16 protein-coding genes and 1 other RNA gene are annotated in these 19,407 nt (G+C 64.7%); 4 read left to right on the top strand and 13 right to left on the bottom strand.

Going from position 1 to position 19,407, the window contains the following annotated elements; all coding sequences use genetic code 11:
* Positions 1-12 precede the first annotated feature (12 nt).
* Together PIGHUM_RS05495 and PIGHUM_RS05490 are read right to left on the bottom strand one after the other, a co-directional pair.
* Positions 13-1,488: an aldehyde dehydrogenase family protein gene (locus tag PIGHUM_RS05495; RefSeq protein ID WP_124078384.1), complete on the bottom strand. Its 1,476-nt coding sequence runs from the start codon at positions 1,486-1,488 to the stop codon at positions 13-15.
* A gap of 49 nt (positions 1,489-1,537) precedes the next feature.
* Positions 1,538-2,512 carry an amidohydrolase family protein gene (locus tag PIGHUM_RS05490; protein WP_124078383.1) on the bottom strand — a complete coding sequence of 325 codons (975 nt, stop codon included), beginning with the start codon at positions 2,510-2,512 and terminating at the stop codon, positions 1,538-1,540.
* Between the two features lie 132 nt (positions 2,513-2,644).
* Between PIGHUM_RS05490 and pcaQ the strand changes: the two genes are divergently transcribed.
* The gene (gene pcaQ / locus PIGHUM_RS05485; protein WP_124078382.1) at positions 2,645-3,565 is read left to right on the top strand and encodes a pca operon transcription factor PcaQ; all 921 of its coding nucleotides are present in this window, start codon (positions 2,645-2,647) and stop codon (positions 3,563-3,565) included.
* 225 nt (positions 3,566-3,790) lie between these two features.
* On the opposite strand, the gene PIGHUM_RS05480 is transcribed toward pcaQ, so the two are convergent.
* Complete coding sequence (locus tag PIGHUM_RS05480; RefSeq protein WP_246012933.1) at positions 3,791-5,146, bottom strand: FAD-dependent oxidoreductase; 1,356 nt, start codon at positions 5,144-5,146, stop codon at positions 3,791-3,793.
* A gap of 44 nt (positions 5,147-5,190) precedes the next feature.
* Between PIGHUM_RS05480 and PIGHUM_RS05475 the strand changes: the two genes are divergently transcribed.
* Positions 5,191-5,679: a MarR family winged helix-turn-helix transcriptional regulator gene (locus tag PIGHUM_RS05475; RefSeq protein ID WP_124078381.1), complete on the top strand. Its 489-nt coding sequence runs from the start codon at positions 5,191-5,193 to the stop codon at positions 5,677-5,679.
* An 82-nt stretch (positions 5,680-5,761) separates the two neighbouring features.
* Here the strand turns inward: PIGHUM_RS05475 and PIGHUM_RS05470 are convergent, their stop codons facing one another.
* From PIGHUM_RS05470 to PIGHUM_RS24075, 5 genes are read right to left on the bottom strand one after another with little or no spacing between them, the layout of a single operon-like run.
* Positions 5,762-7,342, bottom strand: coding sequence for a Na/Pi symporter (locus PIGHUM_RS05470; RefSeq protein ID WP_124078380.1), 1,581 nt, complete (start codon positions 7,340-7,342; stop codon positions 5,762-5,764).
* On the bottom strand, positions 7,339-7,710 hold the full coding sequence (locus PIGHUM_RS05465; protein WP_124078379.1) for a response regulator: 372 nt from the start codon (positions 7,708-7,710) through the stop codon (positions 7,339-7,341). The genes PIGHUM_RS05470 and PIGHUM_RS05465 overlap by 4 nt, the downstream gene beginning before the upstream one ends.
* Positions 7,707-9,263, bottom strand: a complete 1,557-nt coding sequence (locus tag PIGHUM_RS05460; RefSeq protein WP_124078378.1) for an ATP-binding response regulator — start codon at positions 9,261-9,263, stop codon at positions 7,707-7,709. Before PIGHUM_RS05460 ends, PIGHUM_RS05465 begins: the two co-directional genes overlap by 4 nt.
* The gene (locus PIGHUM_RS05455) at positions 9,260-9,598 is read right to left on the bottom strand and encodes an STAS domain-containing protein (protein WP_124078377.1); all 339 of its coding nucleotides are present in this window, start codon (positions 9,596-9,598) and stop codon (positions 9,260-9,262) included. Before PIGHUM_RS05455 ends, PIGHUM_RS05460 begins: the two co-directional genes overlap by 4 nt.
* A 6-nt stretch (positions 9,599-9,604) precedes the next feature.
* Positions 9,605-11,065, bottom strand: a complete 1,461-nt coding sequence (locus PIGHUM_RS24075) for an ATP-binding SpoIIE family protein phosphatase (protein WP_342773172.1) — start codon at positions 11,063-11,065, stop codon at positions 9,605-9,607.
* A 680-nt stretch (positions 11,066-11,745) separates the two neighbouring features.
* Between PIGHUM_RS24075 and PIGHUM_RS05445 the strand changes: the two genes are divergently transcribed.
* A complete protein-coding gene (locus PIGHUM_RS05445) occupies positions 11,746-12,165 on the top strand; it encodes a DUF2846 domain-containing protein (protein ID WP_246012931.1) in 420 nt (139 codons plus the stop codon).
* Positions 12,166-12,369: 204 nt separating this feature from the next.
* Here PIGHUM_RS05445 and ssrA read toward each other — a convergent pair.
* The 5 genes from ssrA to PIGHUM_RS05420 form a co-directional block, all read right to left on the bottom strand.
* Positions 12,370-12,789: a transfer-messenger RNA gene (gene ssrA, locus PIGHUM_RS05440) on the bottom strand.
* A 112-nt stretch (positions 12,790-12,901) separates the two neighbouring features.
* Entirely contained in the window at positions 12,902-13,567 is a 666-nt protein-coding gene (gene gph / locus PIGHUM_RS05435; RefSeq protein ID WP_124078376.1) for a phosphoglycolate phosphatase, read from the bottom strand.
* Positions 13,564-14,286 (bottom strand): bifunctional 2-polyprenyl-6-hydroxyphenol methylase/3-demethylubiquinol 3-O-methyltransferase UbiG, encoded by a 723-nt coding sequence (ubiG, locus tag PIGHUM_RS05430; protein ID WP_124078375.1) that lies wholly within the window; start codon positions 14,284-14,286, stop codon positions 13,564-13,566. Before ubiG ends, gph begins: the two co-directional genes overlap by 4 nt.
* A gap of 187 nt (positions 14,287-14,473) precedes the next feature.
* Entirely contained in the window at positions 14,474-15,124 is a 651-nt protein-coding gene (ompA, locus tag PIGHUM_RS05425) for an outer membrane protein OmpA (RefSeq protein ID WP_124078374.1), read from the bottom strand.
* Positions 15,125-15,222: 98 nt separating this feature from the next.
* Positions 15,223-16,575, bottom strand: a complete 1,353-nt coding sequence (locus tag PIGHUM_RS05420) for a TRZ/ATZ family hydrolase (RefSeq protein ID WP_124078373.1) — start codon at positions 16,573-16,575, stop codon at positions 15,223-15,225.
* Between the two features lie 191 nt (positions 16,576-16,766).
* Between PIGHUM_RS05420 and gyrA the strand changes: the two genes are divergently transcribed.
* Positions 16,767-19,406 (top strand): DNA gyrase subunit A, encoded by a 2,640-nt coding sequence (gyrA, locus tag PIGHUM_RS05415; RefSeq protein ID WP_124078372.1) that lies wholly within the window; start codon positions 16,767-16,769, stop codon positions 19,404-19,406.
* Position 19,407 lies beyond the last annotated feature (1 nt).

Below are 19,407 nucleotides of genomic sequence, written 5' to 3'. Positions count from 1 at the left end.
GGCTTCATCGATCTACAAGGGGTACTGGCGCTTGTTCCGGCTGACCGTCACGAGGTTCAGGTCGGTGAAGATGTCGATGGCCCAGCGGCCGAAGCGGGCCCAGCCGCTGTCCTTGACGCCGCCGAACGGAATCTGCGGCTCGCCGCCCATGGTCGGGCCGTTGACGTTGACCATCCCGGCCTGCACCTGGCCGCCCAGGCTGATGCCCCGCCAGACATCGGCGGTCATGATCGATGCCGTCAGCCCATAGGCCGTGCCGTTGGCGGCCTGTACGGCGGCCTGCTCGTCGTCGAAGGGCTCGACCAGGACCACCGGACCGAACACTTCCTCGCAGTGGATGGGCGCATCGGCGGGAACGTCGACCAGGACGGTCGGATCGAAGCAGCGTCCGCGGCAGGTCCCGCCCGCCAGCAGGCGCGCGCCGCGCGCGAGCGCCTCGTCGATGCCCTGCTTCACCTTGGCCACCGCCTGCTCGGTGATCAGCGGGCCCAGCTTGGTCGCGGGGTCCGAGGGGTCGCCGGCCTGCAGTGCCTTGGCGCGCGCGACGAAGCGTTCCAGGAACGTGTCGTACAAGGAGCGGTGGACCAGGATCTTGCGCGTGTTCATGCAGATCTGGCCCTGGTGGAAGAAGGCGGCGAAGACGGCGGTGTCGATCGAGTAGTCGAGATCGGCGTCGGCCAGCACCAGCATCGGGTTGTAGCCGCCCAGTTCCAGGGCGATGCGCTTGAGCTTGGCGCCGGCGCGCGACGCCAGCCTCGCGCCGGTGGCCGACGAGCCCGTGAAGTTGTAGGCCCGCACCGCGGGGCTGTCGAACAGGCGGTCGGCGATCGGCCCGATGTCGGCCGGCGCGTGGGTGACCACATTGACCACGCCCGGCGGAAAACCGGCCTCGTGGAAGACTTCTCCCATCAGGATGCCGGCGCACACCGGCGCTTCTTCCGAGGGCTTGAGCACCACGGTGTTGCCGCAGGCAAGCGGGGCGACGATGCTGCGGAAGCCCAGCGCCACGGAGCCGTTCCAGGGGGAGATGCCGCAGACGACGCCCAGCGGCTTGCGGACCGCCATGGCGAACACGCCCGGCGTGTCGGATTGCACGATCTCGCCGCCCGGCAGGTAGGGATAGCCGGCGGCCTGGCGCAGCAGGCCCACCGCCCACTGGATCTGGAAGCGGGAGAAGGCGGAGGCCGAGCCGGTTTCCTCGGCCATCAGCGGGACGATCTCGTCCGCCCGGCGTTCCAGGATGGCGGCCGCCTTCAGGAACAAGGCCTGCCGCTCGCGCGCGCCCATCGCCGCCCAGGCCGGGAAAGCTTCGGCGGCCGCGTCGATGGCGCGCTGCGCGTCGGCCGCGCCGGAGGCCGGAATCGTCGCGAACGGCTGCCCGGTATAGGGATTGATATCGTCGAAGGTGCGGCCGCCTTCGGCGGCCACCCATTCTCCGGCGATGAGCTGGCGATACGCGCGCGTGTCGCGGGATGTGGTGGAAGACATGTCGGAATCCTTGAGGGAAATAGGCGTCGAACCGTCGCGGCGTTCGGCGTCAGGCGGCGGGCAGCTTCAGTAGTTGCGCGGCGTTGCGCCAGGCCAGCTTGGCGCGTTCGCTGTCGGCTATCGGCAACTGGTCGAACCACTCGACCGCCAACTGGTTGGATTCGAAGGGGTAGTCCACCGAGAACAGCAGCCGGTCCCAGCCGACCACGTCGGCGGCGCAGATCAGCTCGGGGGTCGAGAACACGCCCGAGGTGGTCACGTGGAAGTGGTCGAGGAAGGTGTCGCGCACCGATTTGCCCAACTGCGGGTACTTGGGCGTCAGGCGGCCGTCGGCGCGCCATAGGCCGAAGGGCAGCATCTCCCCCATGTGGCCGATGATCATCTGCAGTTTGGGGAAGCGGGCGAACAGGCCGCTGAGGATCAGCCGCAGCACGTGAGTGCCGGTTTCCAGCGCGTAGCCCCAAGGGGCGTAGCCGAGCACCGGGTAGTCCTTGAACCACGCTTCATGCACGGCCGGGTGCGGATTGGCCGGATGGAGGTAGAGCGGCACGTCCAGCGCGGCGGCGGCTTCGAAAATGGGCCAGAAGCGCTGGCGGTCGAGGTATTCGCCGCGGGTATGGCCGTTGAGCATGGCGCCCCGAAAACCGTAAAGCTCCACGGTGCGTTCCAGTTCGCGGACGGCGGCTTGCGGATCCTGCGGGGCGAGGGTGGCGAAGCCGGCGAAGCGGTCGGGGTGAGTGGCCACGGCCTCGGCCAGGTAATCGTTGGCGTCGCGGGCCAGCCCGGTGGCGCGCTGCGCGTCTTCCATTTCGTGCACGCCGGGCTTGGTATGGGACAGCACCTGGATGCGGATGCCGGCCTTGTCCATGCCTTCGAGACGGATATCGCCGATCTCGTCCAGTCCCGGTACCCGTCCGGGTGCCAGCAGCGCGCGATCGACCTCGTTGTGTTCGGCCAATATCGGCGCGTGGACGAAGTGTTCCTCCAGGGCGATCAGCTTGCGGTTGGCAGGGTTGGCAGTCATGTCTTGGTCCTCGCTGAATGATTGCGAAGGACTGTAAGTAAGACGCCTAGGCGGGACCATTGAAATTTCATCGGTCCGCTATTACTGATCGTTATACTGAGGTCCTTATTGCAGCCCCCGGTCCTGAAAAGCATGGCGACTACCGACCGCATCAAACTGCGGCACCTGCGCAGCCTGGTCGCGATTTCCGAGCACGGCGCGCTGGTGCGCGCCGCGGAAGCGCTGGCGATCACGCAGCCGGCGGTGTCCAAGACCGTGGCGGAGCTGGAGGAAATCGTCGGCCAGAAACTGTGCGAGCGTTCGCCGCGCGGCGTGGAACTGACCGATGCCGGCCGGTTGCTGGTGCGCTATGCCGGCAGCAGCCTGCGCACGCTGCGCGAAGGCCTGGACAGCATCACGCGCGACCGTTCGATCGAAGCTCCGGTAGTGCTGATAGGCGCCGCGCCCAACGTCGCGGCCGGCGTATTGCCGAAGGCGCTGAATCTCTTCGGCCAGCGCAATCCGCAAGCGCGGGTACGTGTGCGCACGGGCACCAATGCGCAGCTCATATCGGAGCTGCGACGGGGCGGGCTGGATCTGGTCCTGGGCCGGTTGGTCGATCCCTCGGGCATGCAAGGCCTGAACTTCGAACCCTTGTACACCGAGGTCTTGATCTTCGCGGTACGGCGCGGCCATCCGTTGGCGCAGCAGCGGCCGCTTTCGCCGCGGGCCTTGTCGTCGTTCAGGATGGTGCTGCCCGATCTGGGCACCCGCATCCGCGAAGCGGCCGACCGTTTCCTCCTGACCGAAGGCGTGGATGACCCCCTCAATGCGATCGAGACATTCGATACCTCGTTCGGACGCAACTATGTGCTGCAAAGCGATGCGGTCTGGTGCGTGCCGGAAGGGGCGGTCGAAAGCGACCTGCGCGAAGGCGTGCTGTACCGCTTGCCTCTGGACACCCATACGACCGAGGGCCCGGTCGGCCTGACGCTGCGCGCCGACATGGTGCCGTCGGGTGCGCTGCAGCAGGTGCTGGCGGCCATCCGCGACAGCGCGGTGGCGCGCACGTGAGGATGAAAAAGACGGATCGGTTTGCGCCGTCCGCCCTGGAAGGCTTGTTCAAGCTGGCTGTGGCCATCTTTGATCGCCATAGGCCGCCAAAGCCAGGCCCATCCGGGCCAGATAGCGTTCGAGCCCTGTAGACCAGCCTTCGCCGAAAGTCGCCCCGACGTACCCATCCGGACGGATCAACACACATTCCCCCGGCACCAATTCATAGGCGTTCTGGAAGTGTCCTCAGGCGTCGATGATCTCGCCTCGCGGGCCGATGCGGTGGACGCGCAGCCCTGGACGCGGTGCGACCGTCTCGTTCCCGGCTTCCCGGACCAGCAATGTCCAATGCGGCCCCCGGAGCAGCTGGAACAGCCGTGCAGGCTGGCCCGCCGCTCCGAGGACCGGGGCGTCCGGCGCGCGGTCTCCTGCCCGAAGACCGCTTTTTCGCGCGGGCAGATCGTTCGAGAGGGGCGAGTCGGGGTAGCCGATATCGAGTTGATGCACCTCGCGGCCGCGGCGGATCCCGCCTTGCCTCTGGGCATCGAGCAGCCTGGTCGCGAGGCCGAGCATGGCTTCGGCCACCGGACGGCGCTCGAGCTCGTAAGTGTCGAGAAGCCCGTCTTGCGCACCTTTCAGCACGGCTGCAAGCTTCCATCCCAGGTTATAGGCATCCTGCACGCTGGTGTTCAGCCCTTGTCCTCCCGTGGGCGGATGCACGTGGGCGGCGTCCCCGACAAGAAACACCCGGCCTATGCGGTAGCGCTCGGCCAGCCGCGCGCTCATCTGGTAATCCGAAGCCCAGGATACGGAATGGACGGTGATGTCCTTGCGTCCCGTGCGCCTGGCTATGAGGGCTGTCAGTCCTGCAGCCGAGAGATCCGCGTGTTCGACCGGCGGCATAGGCGCCTGGATCTGGAAGAGATCGGTTCCGGCGAGCGGGCAAATCGCTACCATTTTCGCCACGTCGCCGTCGTTGAACTGGTGCCATGCATCGCGGTCGAGCCCGGTCAGCATGACATCCGCCACGATGGCGCGCACGCCCAGCGTCTTGCCGGGGAAGTCCACACCGAGGATTTTCCTCACGAGGCTGCGGCCGCCGTCGGCTCCAATGAGATAGCGGGCGTGGATGGTCTCCTTCCCGGCCGATCCCGCAACATGCGCAGCGACGCCGTTTTCATCCTGCCTGAACTCGAGCAGTTCATTTCCGAACTCCACCCGATGTCCAATCTCGCCGAGCCGTTCGCGCATGAGGCGTTCCGTCAGGAACTGCGGAAGCATCAACGGCAGTCGATAAGGTTCGGCTGGCGTCGGATCGATAGGCTCTGCCAAGTCTGTATCGAGATAGCCGCCGTCATCACGGTAAATACGCTGTCGCGGATAACGGCCCCCGGCGGCAACAACTCTGTCGAGAATGCCGAGGTCTTCGAAAATCTCCTGTGTCCTGGGTTGGATGCCTTTGCCCCGGGAGCCTTGGAACGGCGTGGCCATCTTCTCGATCAGCCGGAACGAAATACCGCGGCGCGCGAGCTCGATGGCAAGGGTGAGGCCGGCGGCACCGGCACCGCAAACCAGGACGTCGGTCTTGGAGTGGTCTGTCATGGTTTTCCTGATGTGTGTAATATGCACTCATTGGGAGTCATGCTATGCCAGACAATAAAAATGTGCAAGATGCACATATTTCGGATCGGATGAAAGCCTTGCATCTCGCGCTGATCAGCATCGTCAGCGCGATGAATCGGCCGCGCAATGACGAGAAACTGATCGAGGAAGCCGGCATCCAGCTCGATAGGGCGCTGTTTTTCGCGCTCGTCGGCATCGAACGGCTCGGGCCGATCGGGGTGGTGGAGCTGGCCGAGCGGGCCGGACGCGACTACACCACGGTCAGCCGGCAAGTTGCCAAGCTCGAAAGCCTGGGCCTCGTAAAACGCCGGGAGAACCCTCTTGACCGCCGCGTGCGCGAGGCCGTCATATCCGCGAAGGGCAAGGCGATGACAGACCGCATCGATGCGGCACGCGAGCGAATGGGCCGGGCGATCTTCAAGAACTGGAGCGAGGACGAAATCGGCGATTTCGTCAGGTTGATGCGAAAGTTCGCGGATGCTTTGGAGGAAGAATTGCCGGGAGGGGCTTAGATCCGGCGCATGTTGCGGCCTTTGCAATTCTTCTAGCGCCCCGGCCTGTCCCTGGCCGGCAGGCCGGGGCGAGCCGCGCAATCTACGCTTCGCGGCCCAGGGCCAGCAAGTTGTCGCGGGCCAGCCAGATCGTGCGTTCGAACAGAATGGTGGTTTGAAACAGGGCTTCCTGGACTTTGGCGGGGGTGCCGGGGTCGCCGGCCAGCAGCCGCGTACGGATGTTCTCCATGAGCGCATCGCGCTGGCCCAGGAGCGATAGTGCTACCTCGCGCTCTTCAGGGTCGTTCGACCGGGCGGTTTCGGCAAGGACGTCCAGCAGCATGTGCAGCGATTCCGTCATGCTGCTGACCGTGGCCGCCGCGCCCGGGGCGCCCGAGGCCTTGTCCACCGTTGCGACGAATTCCGCCAAGGTTTCGTGGATGGCGATGGTGTCGGCAACGCTTTGCTGCAGACTCATGGCCCGCACGATGGCCTGATGGCCTGGTTGCCGGTCGAGCAGTGAGGCGAGATAGGTGCGCAGCGCGTTGCCGACCGACAGGCCCGCTTTTTTATAGGTGGCGGCGCTGGGTTCGTTCGTGTTGCCGTCTTCGCGTACATGTTCCAGCATCAAAGGCAGGCGTTGCATCAGGCGATGGCTCTCCCGTTCGGCCAGTTCCAGCGCGAGCTCGACGTCATCCAGTGCCTCTTGCATCAGAAAGGCCGGCTTGGCCAATTCGTCTTCGAACCGGGGCGGCGCAATGCGATTCAAGAACCGGGACAAGGGCTGGTGGGCCAGGGTGCAGGCCAGCGATCCGAAGATCTGGATGACCAGAAAGGCTGCCGCGAGCCGATGGCCGTCGTCGGTGGGCAGCTTGAGCAGCATCTGTTCGAGCGCGCCCGACGAAATGGCGAAGGGCAGCAGGAGCACCAGCGTCCCCGCCAGCTTCTGGGCGGCTTGGAAAAACAGAATATGGCGGCCGGTGGCTTCTCCTTCCCAGGCCAGGAACGCGTAGTTCAGGCCCGATCCCCCGTTGGCGCCCAGCAATAGCAGGATGGCCGTATCCAGATCGAAGACGCCCGCGCCGAGCAGCGCGACGGCGATGGCGCCCGCGACCGTGGACGATTGAGTGGCGATGGCCAGCGCGACGCCGATGAGCAGGGTGCCGAGCGCCGTGCTGCCCGGTTCGAGCAGGCCGAAGCTGCGCAGCATTTCCTGTAGCGGCCCGCTGCCGACCTTGAGCATGCTCAGGCCCAGCAAGAGCATGCCCACGCCCAGCAGAGCCAGGACGGTGTAGCGCATCCGGTCGCTGAGGCGCAAATCGAAATAAAGCGAAATGCCACAGGCCGCCAGAACGTAGGCCACCACGTAGCGGGTATCCAGGGCCACCAGAAAGACCAGGGCCGACGCTCCCACATGCGACCAGGTGGGCACCAGCGGTGCCCGCTTGCCCTCGACGATGCCTGCGCGCGCAAAGCTGACCACGATCAGGGCCACGGCATTGGTGCTTTGCGTCAGCAGGCCCGCCAGCATGCCGCTGAACGCGGCCAGCACGTTGGATCCCAGCGCCCGCCGAAACAGGCTGCGCGCGGAGGGGCCGGCGACCAGGGCGAGGTTGCTGGCAAGAAAGCGGACGCCGCAAAAAAACAGGCCGAGTCCCGTCAGGGCGGGCAGCAGTGCAATCATGGCTGTGACGACGGCAGCAGGGCCTGGACTTTCCCCAGCAGGCGGGGCAGATCGATGGGTTTGGTGTCGTAATCGTCGCAGCCGGCTTCGAGCGCGGTTTTGCGGTCGCCGGACATGGCGTGGGCCGTCAAGGCAATGATGGGGATGGACGCGGTGGCCGGATCGGCTTTGATGCGGCGGGTCGCTTCCCAGCCATCGATGACCGGGAGGTTCAAGTCCATCAGGATCAGGTCGGGCAGGGTGGCGGCGGCGGCCACGGCCTCCCCGCCATCGGCGGCAAGGACAACGTCGAAGCCCCGCCGTAGCAAGCGTCGCGACAGCATGTCGCGATTCTCGGGGTTGTCTTCGACGAGCAGGATGCGGGTCATGGCTGGTCTGGCGCCGTTCGTGCGTGCGTGGGCGGCCCGACGTGGCGGGCAATGGTGTCGATCAGGGTTTTGCGGTCGATGGGTTTGGTGAGGAATTCGGCCGCGCCCAGTGAAAGGCCCAGGGGCCGGTCGTCGAGCATCGAAACGATGATGACGGGAATCGAGGCCAGGCCGGAGTCTTTCTTCAAGGCGTCCAGCACCGCCCAGCCGTCGACCTGGGGCATCATGACGTCGAGCAGGATGGCGGCCGGTTCGATGCGGCGAATGGCCGCCAGTGCGTCTTTGCCGGTGGAGATGTGTTCGACCCGGTAGCCGTTGCGCGCCAGCATGGCGCCCATGACGTCATGTACCTGGGGATCGTCGTCGATCAACAAAAGCGTGGTCGCGCCCGAGGGCCCATGCGCGGATCTGGCCGCTTGCGGTTCCGCGATCGCCTGCGGCTGGACCGGCAGGGTAATGGTAAAGCAACTGCCCTTGCCGATCTCGGAGGCCACGCTGACCGAGCCGCCCAGCAGTTCGCATAGACGCTTGGTGATGGCCAGCCCCAGCCCGGTGCCGCCGTATTCCCGGGTAGTGGAGGAGTCGGCCTGGGTAAACGGCTGGAACAGCTTGGCCTGCTGTTCGGGCGTCATGCCGATGCCCGTGTCGGAGACGGCGAACACAATGAAGGAACGGCCGTCCTGCCGCAGGGGGCTGATATCCAGCATGATAAGGCCGTTCTTCGTGAATTTGCACGCATTGCTGACGAGGTTCAGCAAAGACTGTTTGAGTTTGGTGACGTCGGTGTCGATGCCGACGCCATCGATGGCCGGATCGATATGAATGCCCATCGTGCTGTTGCTGTTGGCGGCCAGGGGCGCAGTCAGGGTGCGTACTTCTTCGGCCAGTTGCGACACCAGCACCGGTTCGAGAAATACTTCCATGCGGCCTGCTTCGATCTTGGAGAGATCGAGAATGCTGTTGATGAGCCCCAGCAGGTGCTTGCCCGCGTTTTCGATCTTGCGTAGATCGGCGGCGTATTGTTCATGCCCGTCGTCTTCCGCGTCTTCCTGCATGATCTGCGCATAACCGATGATGGCGTTCAGCGGCGTGCGCAGCTCGTGGCTCATGTTGGCCAGAAATTCCGATTTGATCTGGTTGGCTTGTTCGGCCGCGCGGCGGGCCTCTTCCATGGCCAATTCCACTTGTTTCTGGGCCGTGATGTCGTAGACCCATCCCGCCAGCGCGGGCTGGCCATCGTATTGCAGGCGTTGCCAGGTGAACAGGCCCCAGAACGTCTCGCCGTTGGTTCGGCGATGCTGTACCTCGACGTTCCGCAGTTCGCCCGTGTCTTGAAAAATCTTCAGAAGGCGGGCGCGCTGAGTGGGATCGACCCAGGTGTCGTGGCTGGCGGCCGTCGTATCGTTCGCGTCATAGAGATAGATGGCGTTGTGGGCGGGATTGCGGTACAGATACCGGCCGTCTTCGGTCAGAATGGCGACGGAAATGGGCGAGGCCTCGAGCAGCTGGCGCGCTTGCAGGGAATTGCCGTTTTTCTGGCCGTGGTCGTTCATGCGCCGAGCTCCTGCAGGGCATTCTCTCGCCGGGGGTGGATGGAGAGCAGGGCAGTGAAGCCTGAAATATCGAAGATTTCTTGAACGGGCGGTTGCACGGCGCACAAAACCAGCAGGCCACGCGCCATACGGGCCTGTTTGGCCGCTGAAAGAATCACCCGCAAGCCCGCACTGGAAATGAAATCGACGCTGGCCAGATCGAGCACCAGGCGGCCATTGGGCGCCGCGGCCAACTGGTCGAGCCGGGCGCCCAGGCGCGGGCTGGTCGTGCTGTTCAGTCTGCCTTGCGGGACCAGCACCACCACCTCGCCTTCCAACGATTCTTGCAACTCCATGGATGTCTACCTTTCTTGCTGTTCCTGGTTGGCCGCAGCGTTGCGGGCAATCACGAGCGTTGTTGTATTGAGGCCGCCGGTGCTGGCGTAGTCATAGCGCTGGGCCAGCGTCAGCACCAGATGCGCGCCCAGTCCGCCGGGCGTTCTCGCGTCGAGCGCAGCGCCGGTATCGGGGGCCGGCAGCTTGCGTAGGTCGAATGCCTCGGTTCGATCTTCGATGACGATCCGCACGTGGACAGGGGTCAGCCAAAGGCGGATGCCGCAGGTCTTGTCCAGGCCTTGGCCGTACTTGCCCAGATTGGTCAACAGCTCGTCCAGCATCAGACCGGTGTGGTGCGCGCAGCGATGATCCACGCCACGCCGTTCGAGCAGCTCCATCACCTTGTCGACCAATGTCGAGATCTCGTCTGGCTGCGGTTGTAGCGGTTGGTCGTGCAGGAGCAGGGGCGCGGGCTCGGGCCGGGGCGCGGACAGGCTCAGCATGAGGGCGGCTACGTCATCGGAAGGCGGGGCGCCGGCTTCGTGGCGCCTGACTTCGGCGACGAGACCGGAAACGAGCGAGGTTTGTCGAGAGGGAGCGGATAGCCAGGCGGCCGTGCCCTCGTCGCCGAACATCCTGCCGTCGGGGGACGTGGCCTCGGTGATCCCGTCGGTGATGACCAGCATCTGATCGCCCGGGGCGAGCGTGAGCTCATGGGAGGTGTAGCGCGCGTCTTCCATGACGCCCGGCGGCACCCCGCCCGGCTCGCCCAGGCGTGCAATGCCTCCATCGGCGTAGCGCAGAAACGGCGGGACGTGGCCGGCGCGGACATAGCGCAGCCGGCCGGAGGCCAGGTCGAGGCTGGCCAGCAGCATCGTCACGAACATGCACGACGGGTTATTGCGCGCCAGCGCCGCATTGAGGGCGGCCATCGCCTGCCCCGGCTCGGTGAACAGCGCCTTGGCGTCCGGGCGCGCCCCAAGGCCGCGCAGCAGCGCGCACGTGCGAGCCATCATGAGCGCTGCGCCAGCGCCTTTGTCGGAGACGTCGCCCAGTACCGCGACGAGCAGATCGCCGCCGATCAGGAAATGGTCGACCAGGTCGCCGCCGACCTCCCGGGCCGGATCGAGTACGAGATCGATGGAAACCGTGCCGCAAGCGGCTTCGATGCTGATTGCGGCGGGGGCCAGGGCGAGTTGCAGCGTACGCGCTTCGGCCAGTTCGGCCTGTTTGCGTTGGAGTTCCAGGCGCGTCTGGTCGCGCAGGAATTTCTTCTCGAGGCTGGATAGTACGCGTGCCCGCAATAGGGTGCGATTGAAGGGCTTGAGCAGAAAATCCTCGGCTCCCGCTTCGATGCAGGCAGCGATGTCGTCGACTTCGCTCAGGGCCGAAATGACGATGACGGGCAGCGTGTGGATGCGGCCATCGGCGTTCAAACACTGCAACACCTCGTGGCCCGTCATGACCGGCATCATGATGTCGAGCAGGACCAGGTCGAAGCGCGCATCGTTGAGCTGCTCGAGCGCCTGCCGGCCATTCCCGGCCTCGACGAATCCGGCTGATGCCCAAACGGCGCAGGCGTCTTGCTAGGAGGTCGCGGTTGTCGGCGACGTCGTCCACGATCAACACGCTCGCTTGCGTCACGTCGGTCGCCGGCGCGTATTCGGCATGCTGAGCGGAATCGAAAGAGGCTGGCATGCTCATGGTGAATCGATTTGCCTTTTGGCGCGGGACCTCTGCCATGGCGCAGCGCGTGCGCGCCAATCCAAACCGGACGAACATGAATGGCGACGAAGCTGCCGAACCGATAGGGTCGAGTTATATTTTGTTACGTACCCCGATGGTAGGTCCTGTTTAAGACAGAATGATGTCAATTCATGAAACCAAGGCCCACTCGCTTGGTCGCAGAATCCAATTCAGCGGCGCGGCGCCTGACTGCGAACAGGCGCCCAACATTGGAGCCTGTTGGAGATAAGAGACTCTCGGCTCACCGAATATTTTGCTGAGGATAAAAAATACACATTTGGATACAATGGGTGCACATTCAATCCTCAAACCTCGTGAGACCCCGATGCATCCGATGTCCTTCAAGGCTCTGCTTTCAATCGCTTGTTTGATTCTAGTAACGGGCTGCGCAAGCGTGCCCATGGAATCCGCTGAAAATAATATGAAGGCCAAGTCGTTTCCGACGCCCGAGCAAGGCAAATCCGGACTCTATGTATACCGGGACAGTTTTGTCGGGAAGGCGTTGAAGAAGGACGTTTACCTCGATGGCAATTGCATCGGAGAAACCGCAGACAAGATTTTCTTCTATACCCAGCTTGCAGGTAATCGCACCTACAAGTTGTCCACGGAGTCCGAGTTCTCGCCCAACGACCTGGTCCTGGACATCAATGCGGGTAAAAACTATTTCGTGCGGCAATTCATAAAGGTGGGCGTGTTCGTCGGCGGCGCCGGCTTGGAGTCCGTATCGGAAGAGGAAGGCAAACGGGTCATTTCCAAGCCCGACGTCAATCTCGCTGCCATGTCCGGGCACTGCGATCACCCGTCCATCAAGCCGGCAGCAAACGCAGCAGCGCAGAAATAAGCGTCTGCGCGCCGGCTGGAGCTTCGCGGTCGGGCCGGCACGGCCGGACACGCCTCCGGCGCGCCGCTTCTGGTATGGGCGCCGTGCCGTGACGGCGGTAGCCCGCACCTACTGCAGTCGGGCAGAAAAAAACCCATGAAGTGGCCAAATGGCTGCTTCATGGGTTTCGTCACGCTGGCTGCTACGTACTACAGCTTGCTAAAGTGGTGGAGCCGGCGGGAATCGAACCCGCGTCCGGAAGCCCTCTACAGGCAGTTCTACATGTGTAGTCGATTTATTTTGATTTAACCGCGGGCTTAGCCAACCGACAGGCCGGCACGCGGCGATTCACGTAGTTTAGGCATGGGCCGTGTGACCCCAGCACATGCCGATTCCTTGTAGATGACACTGCTGCGGTTCAGGATGAGCCTGTTTCGGGGAGTATGGCCCTACGCAGGAATCCTTAGGAAGTTGCCTTCCTCCGCCTGACCCAAGGACAGATCAGTGCAGCGGCTCACCGCTTAAGCGGCGAGAGCGAAACGCTCGTCGTTGGCGTTTATTGCGTTTCCAGTGGTTTTACGAGCTTACTGGTGCTCGACATGCCCTGCTCTGCTTCGCGACCCCCGTCGAAACCGGTACGGCCCCTTGAGGAGGATTGTATCTCATATGGCGCCGGATGCCTGCGATTCAAGCCCCCGGATGCGAGATATCGACGGCTGCCCCGTGCAGGGAGCGTTGACCGATGCCGGCAGGGGTCTTAGGCGGCCAGCAGGCGGTTGATGGCGGGGAGGATGTCTTCCACCGAAGCCGCGATGGCATCGGCTCCCCACTGGGCAACCGGCGTGCCCTGGCCGCAGTAACCGTAGGCGGTGGCGATGGTCTTCATGCCGGCAGCCTTGCCGGCAATGATGTCGCGCTGGTCGTCGCCGACATAGAGGCATTGCCCGGGTTCTGCGCCGGCCAGGCGCGCGGCGTGCAGCAAGGGTTCGGGATGCGGTTTGGAATAGGGGGTGGTGTCGCCGCAGACGACCACGGCGCTGCGCGCTTCCAGGCTCAGGTGGCGGACCAGGGGCGTGGTGAAGCGGGTGACCTTGTTGGTGACGATGCCCCAGCTCCAGCCTTTGCCGCCCAGCGCGGCCAGCAGGTCTTCCACGCCGGCGAACAGTGTGGTGTGGACGGCGATGTTGGCGGCGTAGTCGTCCAGGAATTGCTGCCGCGCAGCTTCGTAGCCGGGCGACTCGGGCGTCATCTCCAGCGCGACCCCGAGCAGCCCCCGCGCCCCGTGCGAGGCCATTGGCCGCAGGTTTTCGTAGGGCAGGGGCGCCTGGCCGCGCCGGATGCGCTGCTGGTTGGCGGCCGCGGCGAGATCGGGCGCGGTGTCGGCCAGCGTGCCGTCGAAATCGAAAAGAACCAGCGGTTTCATATGCGTGTCGTGGCTACCAGGTAATTGACGCTGCTGTCTCCGCTCAGTCGGTAGATCTTGGTGAGCGGGTTGTATTCCAGGCCCTTGATCGCCACTGCGTCCAGCCCGGCTTGCCGGGCGGCGCCGAGCAATTCGCTGGGCCGGATGAAGTGCTCGTAGCTATGCGTGCCCTTGGGTACGAGCCCCAATATATATTCGGCGCCCAAAATCGCAAATGCGAAGGATTTCAAATTGCGGTTAAGCGTGGAAAAGAAAACCAGGCCGCCGGGTTTGACCAGGGCTGCGCAAGCGCGAATGACGGATTCAGGATCGGGAACGTGTTCCAGCAATTCCATGCACGTCACGATATCGAACGAGGCAGGGTGGTCGGCTGCCATCTGTTCGACGCTGATATTGCGATATTCCACCTTGATGCCTGTTTCCAGGCTGTGGAGTTTCGCAACCTTGAGGGATTTTTCGGCCAGGTCGATGCCGGTAACGACGGCGCCGTGCGCTGCCATGCTTTCGGCCAATATGCCGCCGCCGCAGCCCACGTCGAGCACAGTTTTGTTTCCCAGCCCGTTCGCGACCTGGCTGATCCATTCCAGGCGCAGCGGGTTGATGGCGTGCAGGGGTTTGAATTCGCTTTCCGGGTCCCACCAGCGCGATGCCAGCGCGCTGAATTTGGCCAGTTCGGCCGCATCCGCGTTGACGGGGTTTGCTTGGGCGGAAGTCGTCATCAAATGCTCCAAATGAAAATGGCCCCCCACGCTGCGCTCACTGTGTAGTCGCTGTCCCCGAGGGGGCGCTTTTCATCTCGGGGCGGTCCGGCGATGAAAAAACCCCGCAGTGACTGCCTGCGGGGTTTCAAGCCGGCAGCCCCGAAGGCGCTGCCGGTAACCGGCTGGATATCCAGGCGGATAATGCTTAGCGGTTGCGCGTACCAACCACTTCGACTTCCACGCGGCGGTTCTTGGCACGGCCGGCGGCGGTCTTGTTGTCGGCGACGGGTTGCTTCTCGCCCTTGCCTTCCGTGTAGACACGGTTGGCTTCGATGCCCTTGCTGACCAGGTAGGCCTTGACAGCTTCGGCACGACGAACCGACAGACGCTGGTTGTAGGCGTCGGTGCCGATGGAGTCGGTGTGGCCGACGGCGATCACGACTTCCAGGTTGATGCCGCGGATCTGCTGAACCAGTTCGTCCAGCTTGACCTTGGCTTCGGGCTTGACGACGGACTTGTCGAAGTCGAAGAAGGCATCAGCCGAGTAGGTGACTTTCTGGCTCACGGGAACCGGAGCCGGCGCGGGCTTCGGAGCGGGGGGAGGAGCGGGACGCGCAGGCGCCGGGGCCGGGGCGGGAGCCGCAACCTTCAGCGCGCCATCGCAGGACGGATCGGCAGTGGCGGGGGTCCAGAACCCATTGCGCCAGCACAGGCCGTCGGCGTTCTTGAGCAGCGGGCCGCCGGCGGTTTGCCAGTTGTCGTTGACCTTGCCGGCCTGAGCCGAGGCCACGCCCGAAGCCGTTACTGCGGCGAAGGCGAGTGCCAGAGAGATTCCAATTTTGGAGCGTTTGTTCATGTTTCTCCTCTTAGCCTGTAATGAAACTCGCAGCGAACCCCCGCCGCAACATGGATATACAAGTCCAGTATAGCATCGCGGTTGTTACGCCACGCCACTCACTGCAGGGATAAGTAAGCGTTTGTGCCAGAAATCACGCTGGATGCACGCAGGCGCCATTGTGATACCCGCGACATTATCCGTTCGAGATTGCTTTGTGATGGGTATTTGCTGAGCTGTAGCTTTTTCGCAACTGGTTCGCCGTCCACCCAGACGGTTTCCACGTCCTCGCGTCCTGCTGCGTAGACGATGTGGGAAACCGGGTCGAATACCGGCGCCAGCCGGGCCGAGTCCAGCCGGATCGCCACCAGATCGGCGCATTTTCCGACTTCGATCGAACCGATGTCGGCATCCCAGCCCAGCGCTCGCGCACCGCCGAGCGTGGCTGCGTGCAGCGCGGCATGCGCGGGCAGGGCGCTGGCGTCGCCGCTGGCTCCCTTGGCCAGCAGCGCGGCAAGGCGCAGTTCCCCCAGCATGTCCAGGCGGTTGTTGCTGGCGGCGCCGTCCGTGCCCAGGCCGATGTTGAGCCCGGCCGCGGCCATGCCGGCGACAGGGGCGATCCCGCTGGCCAGCTTGAGGTTGGAGGCGGGACAGTGCGCCAGGCTGGCGCCATGGGCGGCGAGCAGCGCGATGTCGTCCGTATTCAGGTGTACGCCATGCACCGCCACTAGGCGGGGCGACAGCAGGCCCAGCCGCGCCAGCCGCTCGGCCGGGCGCATGCCGGTGGCGGCGATCGCGTCGTCTACTTCCTGGCGGGTTTCCTGCAGGTGGATGGCGATGCCCAGGTCGGCCTCCTCGGCCAGCGCCGCGATGCGCCACAAGGTATCGTCGCCCACTGTATAGGGAGCATGGGGGTCGAGTGTGAAACGCAGCTTCGGCTCGCCGCGGAACTGCTCGAGGGCCGCCAGCGCCTGCGTAATCAGGGTTTCCACAGGTTGCGCCCCGGGTATTTCGAATACCGTGCTGCCGACCGCGACGCGCAGGCCGACAGCCAGCGCGGCCTGGGCCACTTGTTCCGGATGGAAATACATATCTGCGCAGCAGGTCGTGCCCCCCGCCAGCATCTCGGCAAAGGCGAGCACGCTGCCGTCATAGACGAAATCCGGGCCCATCAGCCGGTGCTCCAGCGGCCAGATCCGCTCTCGCAGCCAGACCATCAGCGGCAGGTCGTCGCCGGCCCCGCGCAGCAGGCCCATGGCGGCGTGGGTATGGAGGTTGACGAAGCCCGGCAGCAGCGCGCAGCCGGCCAGATCCTGCTCCTGGGCGCCGGGGTGCTGCGCGCGCAGTTGCGCATGAGGCGCCACGGCCACGATGCGTCCGCCGCGCAGCGCCACGCCGTAGCGTTCCAGGGCGGTGCGCTGGGGGTGTACGGGAATGACCCAGTCGGGCAGGAGCAGGGTGTCGGTCGCCATAGGTCGCCATCGGCAGCAGGGGAGGACCACAGCATAACCGCAGGGGGGTGCTAAACTGCAAGGCTTGTCCGAAGCTTGCCCGGCGGCGGTTTTTCCTTGGGGAATGCCGGCTGCGGCGGCCGGCGCCGAGCCGGGCACGGCAGCGGCGCCGGCGCGCGGGGCGCGACCTCACCTCTTGACGTATCTTGCCCATGGATTCCTTCGCCAAGGAAACACTCCCGATCTCTCTTGAAGAAGAGATGCGCCGCAGCTATCTCGATTACGCCATGAGCGTGATCGTGGGCCGGGCGCTCCCCGATGTGCGGGACGGTCTCAAGCCCGTGCACCGGCGCGTGCTGTACGCCATGCACGAACTGAACAACGACTGGAACCGTGCATACAAGAAGTCGGCCCGTATCGTGGGCGACGTCATCGGTAAGTACCACCCCCACGGCGACCAGGCCGTCTACGACACCATCGTGCGCATGGCGCAGCCTTTCTCGCTGCGCTACATGCTGGTGGACGGCCAGGGCAACTTCGGCTCGGTCGACGGCGACGGCGCCGCGGCCATGCGCTACACCGAAATCCGGCTTGCCAAGATCGCGCACGAACTGCTGGCCGACATCGACCAGGAAACCGTCGATTTCGGGCCCAACTACGACGGCAGCGAGAAAGAGCCGCTGCTGCTGCCCACCCGCCTGCCCAACCTGCTGGTCAACGGCAGCTCGGGCATCGCCGTGGGCATGGCCACCAACATTCCTCCCCACAACCTGGGCGAGGTGGTGGACGGCTGCCTGTACGCGCTGCGCAATGCCGGCTGCACGGTCGACGAGCTGATCGAAATCATCCCGGCTCCGGACTTCCCCACTGGCGGGATCATCTACGGCATGTCCGGCGTGCGCGAAGGCTACCGCACCGGCCGCGGCCGCGTGGTCATGCGCGCCAAGACCCATTTCGAGGACGTGGAGAAGGGCGGGCGCCAGGCCATCATCGTCGACGAGATCCCTTATCAGGTGAACAAGCGCTCGCTGCTCGAGCGCATCGCAGAACTGGTCAACGAGAAGAAGATCGAGGGCATTTCCGACATCCGCGACGAGTCCGACAAGGACGGCATGCGCGTGGTGATCGAGCTCAAGCGCGGCGAAGTGCCCGAGGTCGTTCTCAACAACCTCTATAAGAATACGCAGCTGCAGGATACCTTCGGGATGAACCTGGTGGCGCTGGTCGACGGCCAGCCGCGCCTGCTGAACCTGAAGCAGATGGTCGAGTACTTCCTGGCGCACCGCCGCGAGGTCGTCACCCGCCGCACCGTGTTCCAGCTGCGCAAGACGCGCGAGCGCGGCCACGTGCTGGAAGGCCTGGCCGTGGCGCTGGCCAATATCGACGATTTCATCGCCATCATCAAGGCCGCGCCGACGCCGCCCATCGCCCGCCAGGAGCTGATGGCGCGTACCTGGGACTCCTCGCTGGTGCGCGAGATGCTGGCGCGCGCCGAGAACGAGACCGCGGGCGGCCGCGAGGCCTACCGGCCGGAAGGGCTGGACGCCAGCTACGGCATGCAGGCCGACGGCCTGTATCGCCTGAGCGACACCCAGGCCCAGGAAATCCTGAACATGCGCCTGCAGCGCCTGACCGGCCTGGAGCAGGACAAGATCGTCGGCGAATACCGGGACGTGATGACCACCATCGCCGACCTGCTCGACATCCTGGCCAGGCCCGAGCGCGTGACCACCATCATCTGCGACGAGCTGTCGGCCATCAAGGCCGAGTTCGGCACCGACGCCAAGGACAGCCGCCGTTCGCACATCGAGCTGAACGCGACCGAGCTGGACACCGAAGATCTGATCACCCCGACCGACATGGTGGTGACGCTGTCGCACTCGGGCTACATCAAGAGCCAGCCGCTGTCCGAATACCGCGCGCAAAAGCGCGGCGGACGCGGCAAGCAGGCCACGGCGACCAAGGAAGACGACTGGATCGACCAGCTCTTCATCGCCAACACGCACGACTCCATCCTGTGCTTCAGCAACCGCGGCCGCGTGTACTGGCTCAAGGTCTGGGAAGTGCCGCAGGGCACGCGCAATTCGCGCGGCAAGCCCATCGTCAACATGTTCCCCCTGTCTCCGGGCGAGAAGGTCACGGTGGTGCTGACGGTCAAGGCCTACAGCGAAGACCAGTACGTGTTCATGGCCACAGCCAAGGGCACGGTCAAGAAGACCCCGCTTTCCGATTTCTCGAACCCGCGCAAGGCCGGGATCATCGCGGTGGACCTCGATGACGGCGATTACCTGATCGGCGCGTCGCTGACCGACGGCCAGCACGACGTGATGCTGTTCTCCGACGCCGGCAAGGCCGTGCGCTTCGACGAGAACGACGTGCGTCCGATGGGCCGCACGGCGCGGGGCGTGCGCGGCATGATGCTGGAAGAGACGCACACGGTCATTTCGCTGCTGGTGGCGGGCACCGAAACGCAGAGCGTACTGACCGCGACCCAGAACGGCTACGGCAAGCGCACGCCCATCGGCGAGTACACCCGCCATGGCCGCGGCACCAAGGGCATGATCGCGATCCAGACTTCCGAGCGCAACGGCAAGGTGGTCGGCGCGGTGCTGGTCGATACGACCGACGAGATCATGCTCATCACCACCGGCGGCGTGCTGGTGCGCACCCGCGTCAGCGAGATCCGCGAGATGGGCCGCGCCACGCAGGGCGTCACGCTGATCAACGTGGACGAAGGCACGCATCTGTCGGGCGTGCAGCGGGTGGTCGAATCCGATACTGAAGAGGCCGACGCCGAGGAAGCCGAAGGCGGCGCGGACGATGCGGGCGAGGCCGGCGGCGCAACCGAGTGAG

Source organism: Pigmentiphaga humi, assembly GCF_900606115.1.
GTDB lineage: Bacteria > Pseudomonadota > Gammaproteobacteria > Burkholderiales > Burkholderiaceae_B > Pigmentiphaga > Pigmentiphaga humi.
Note: the sequence above shows the minus strand (reverse complement) of the source record. Positions and strands in the feature narration are given on the sequence as shown.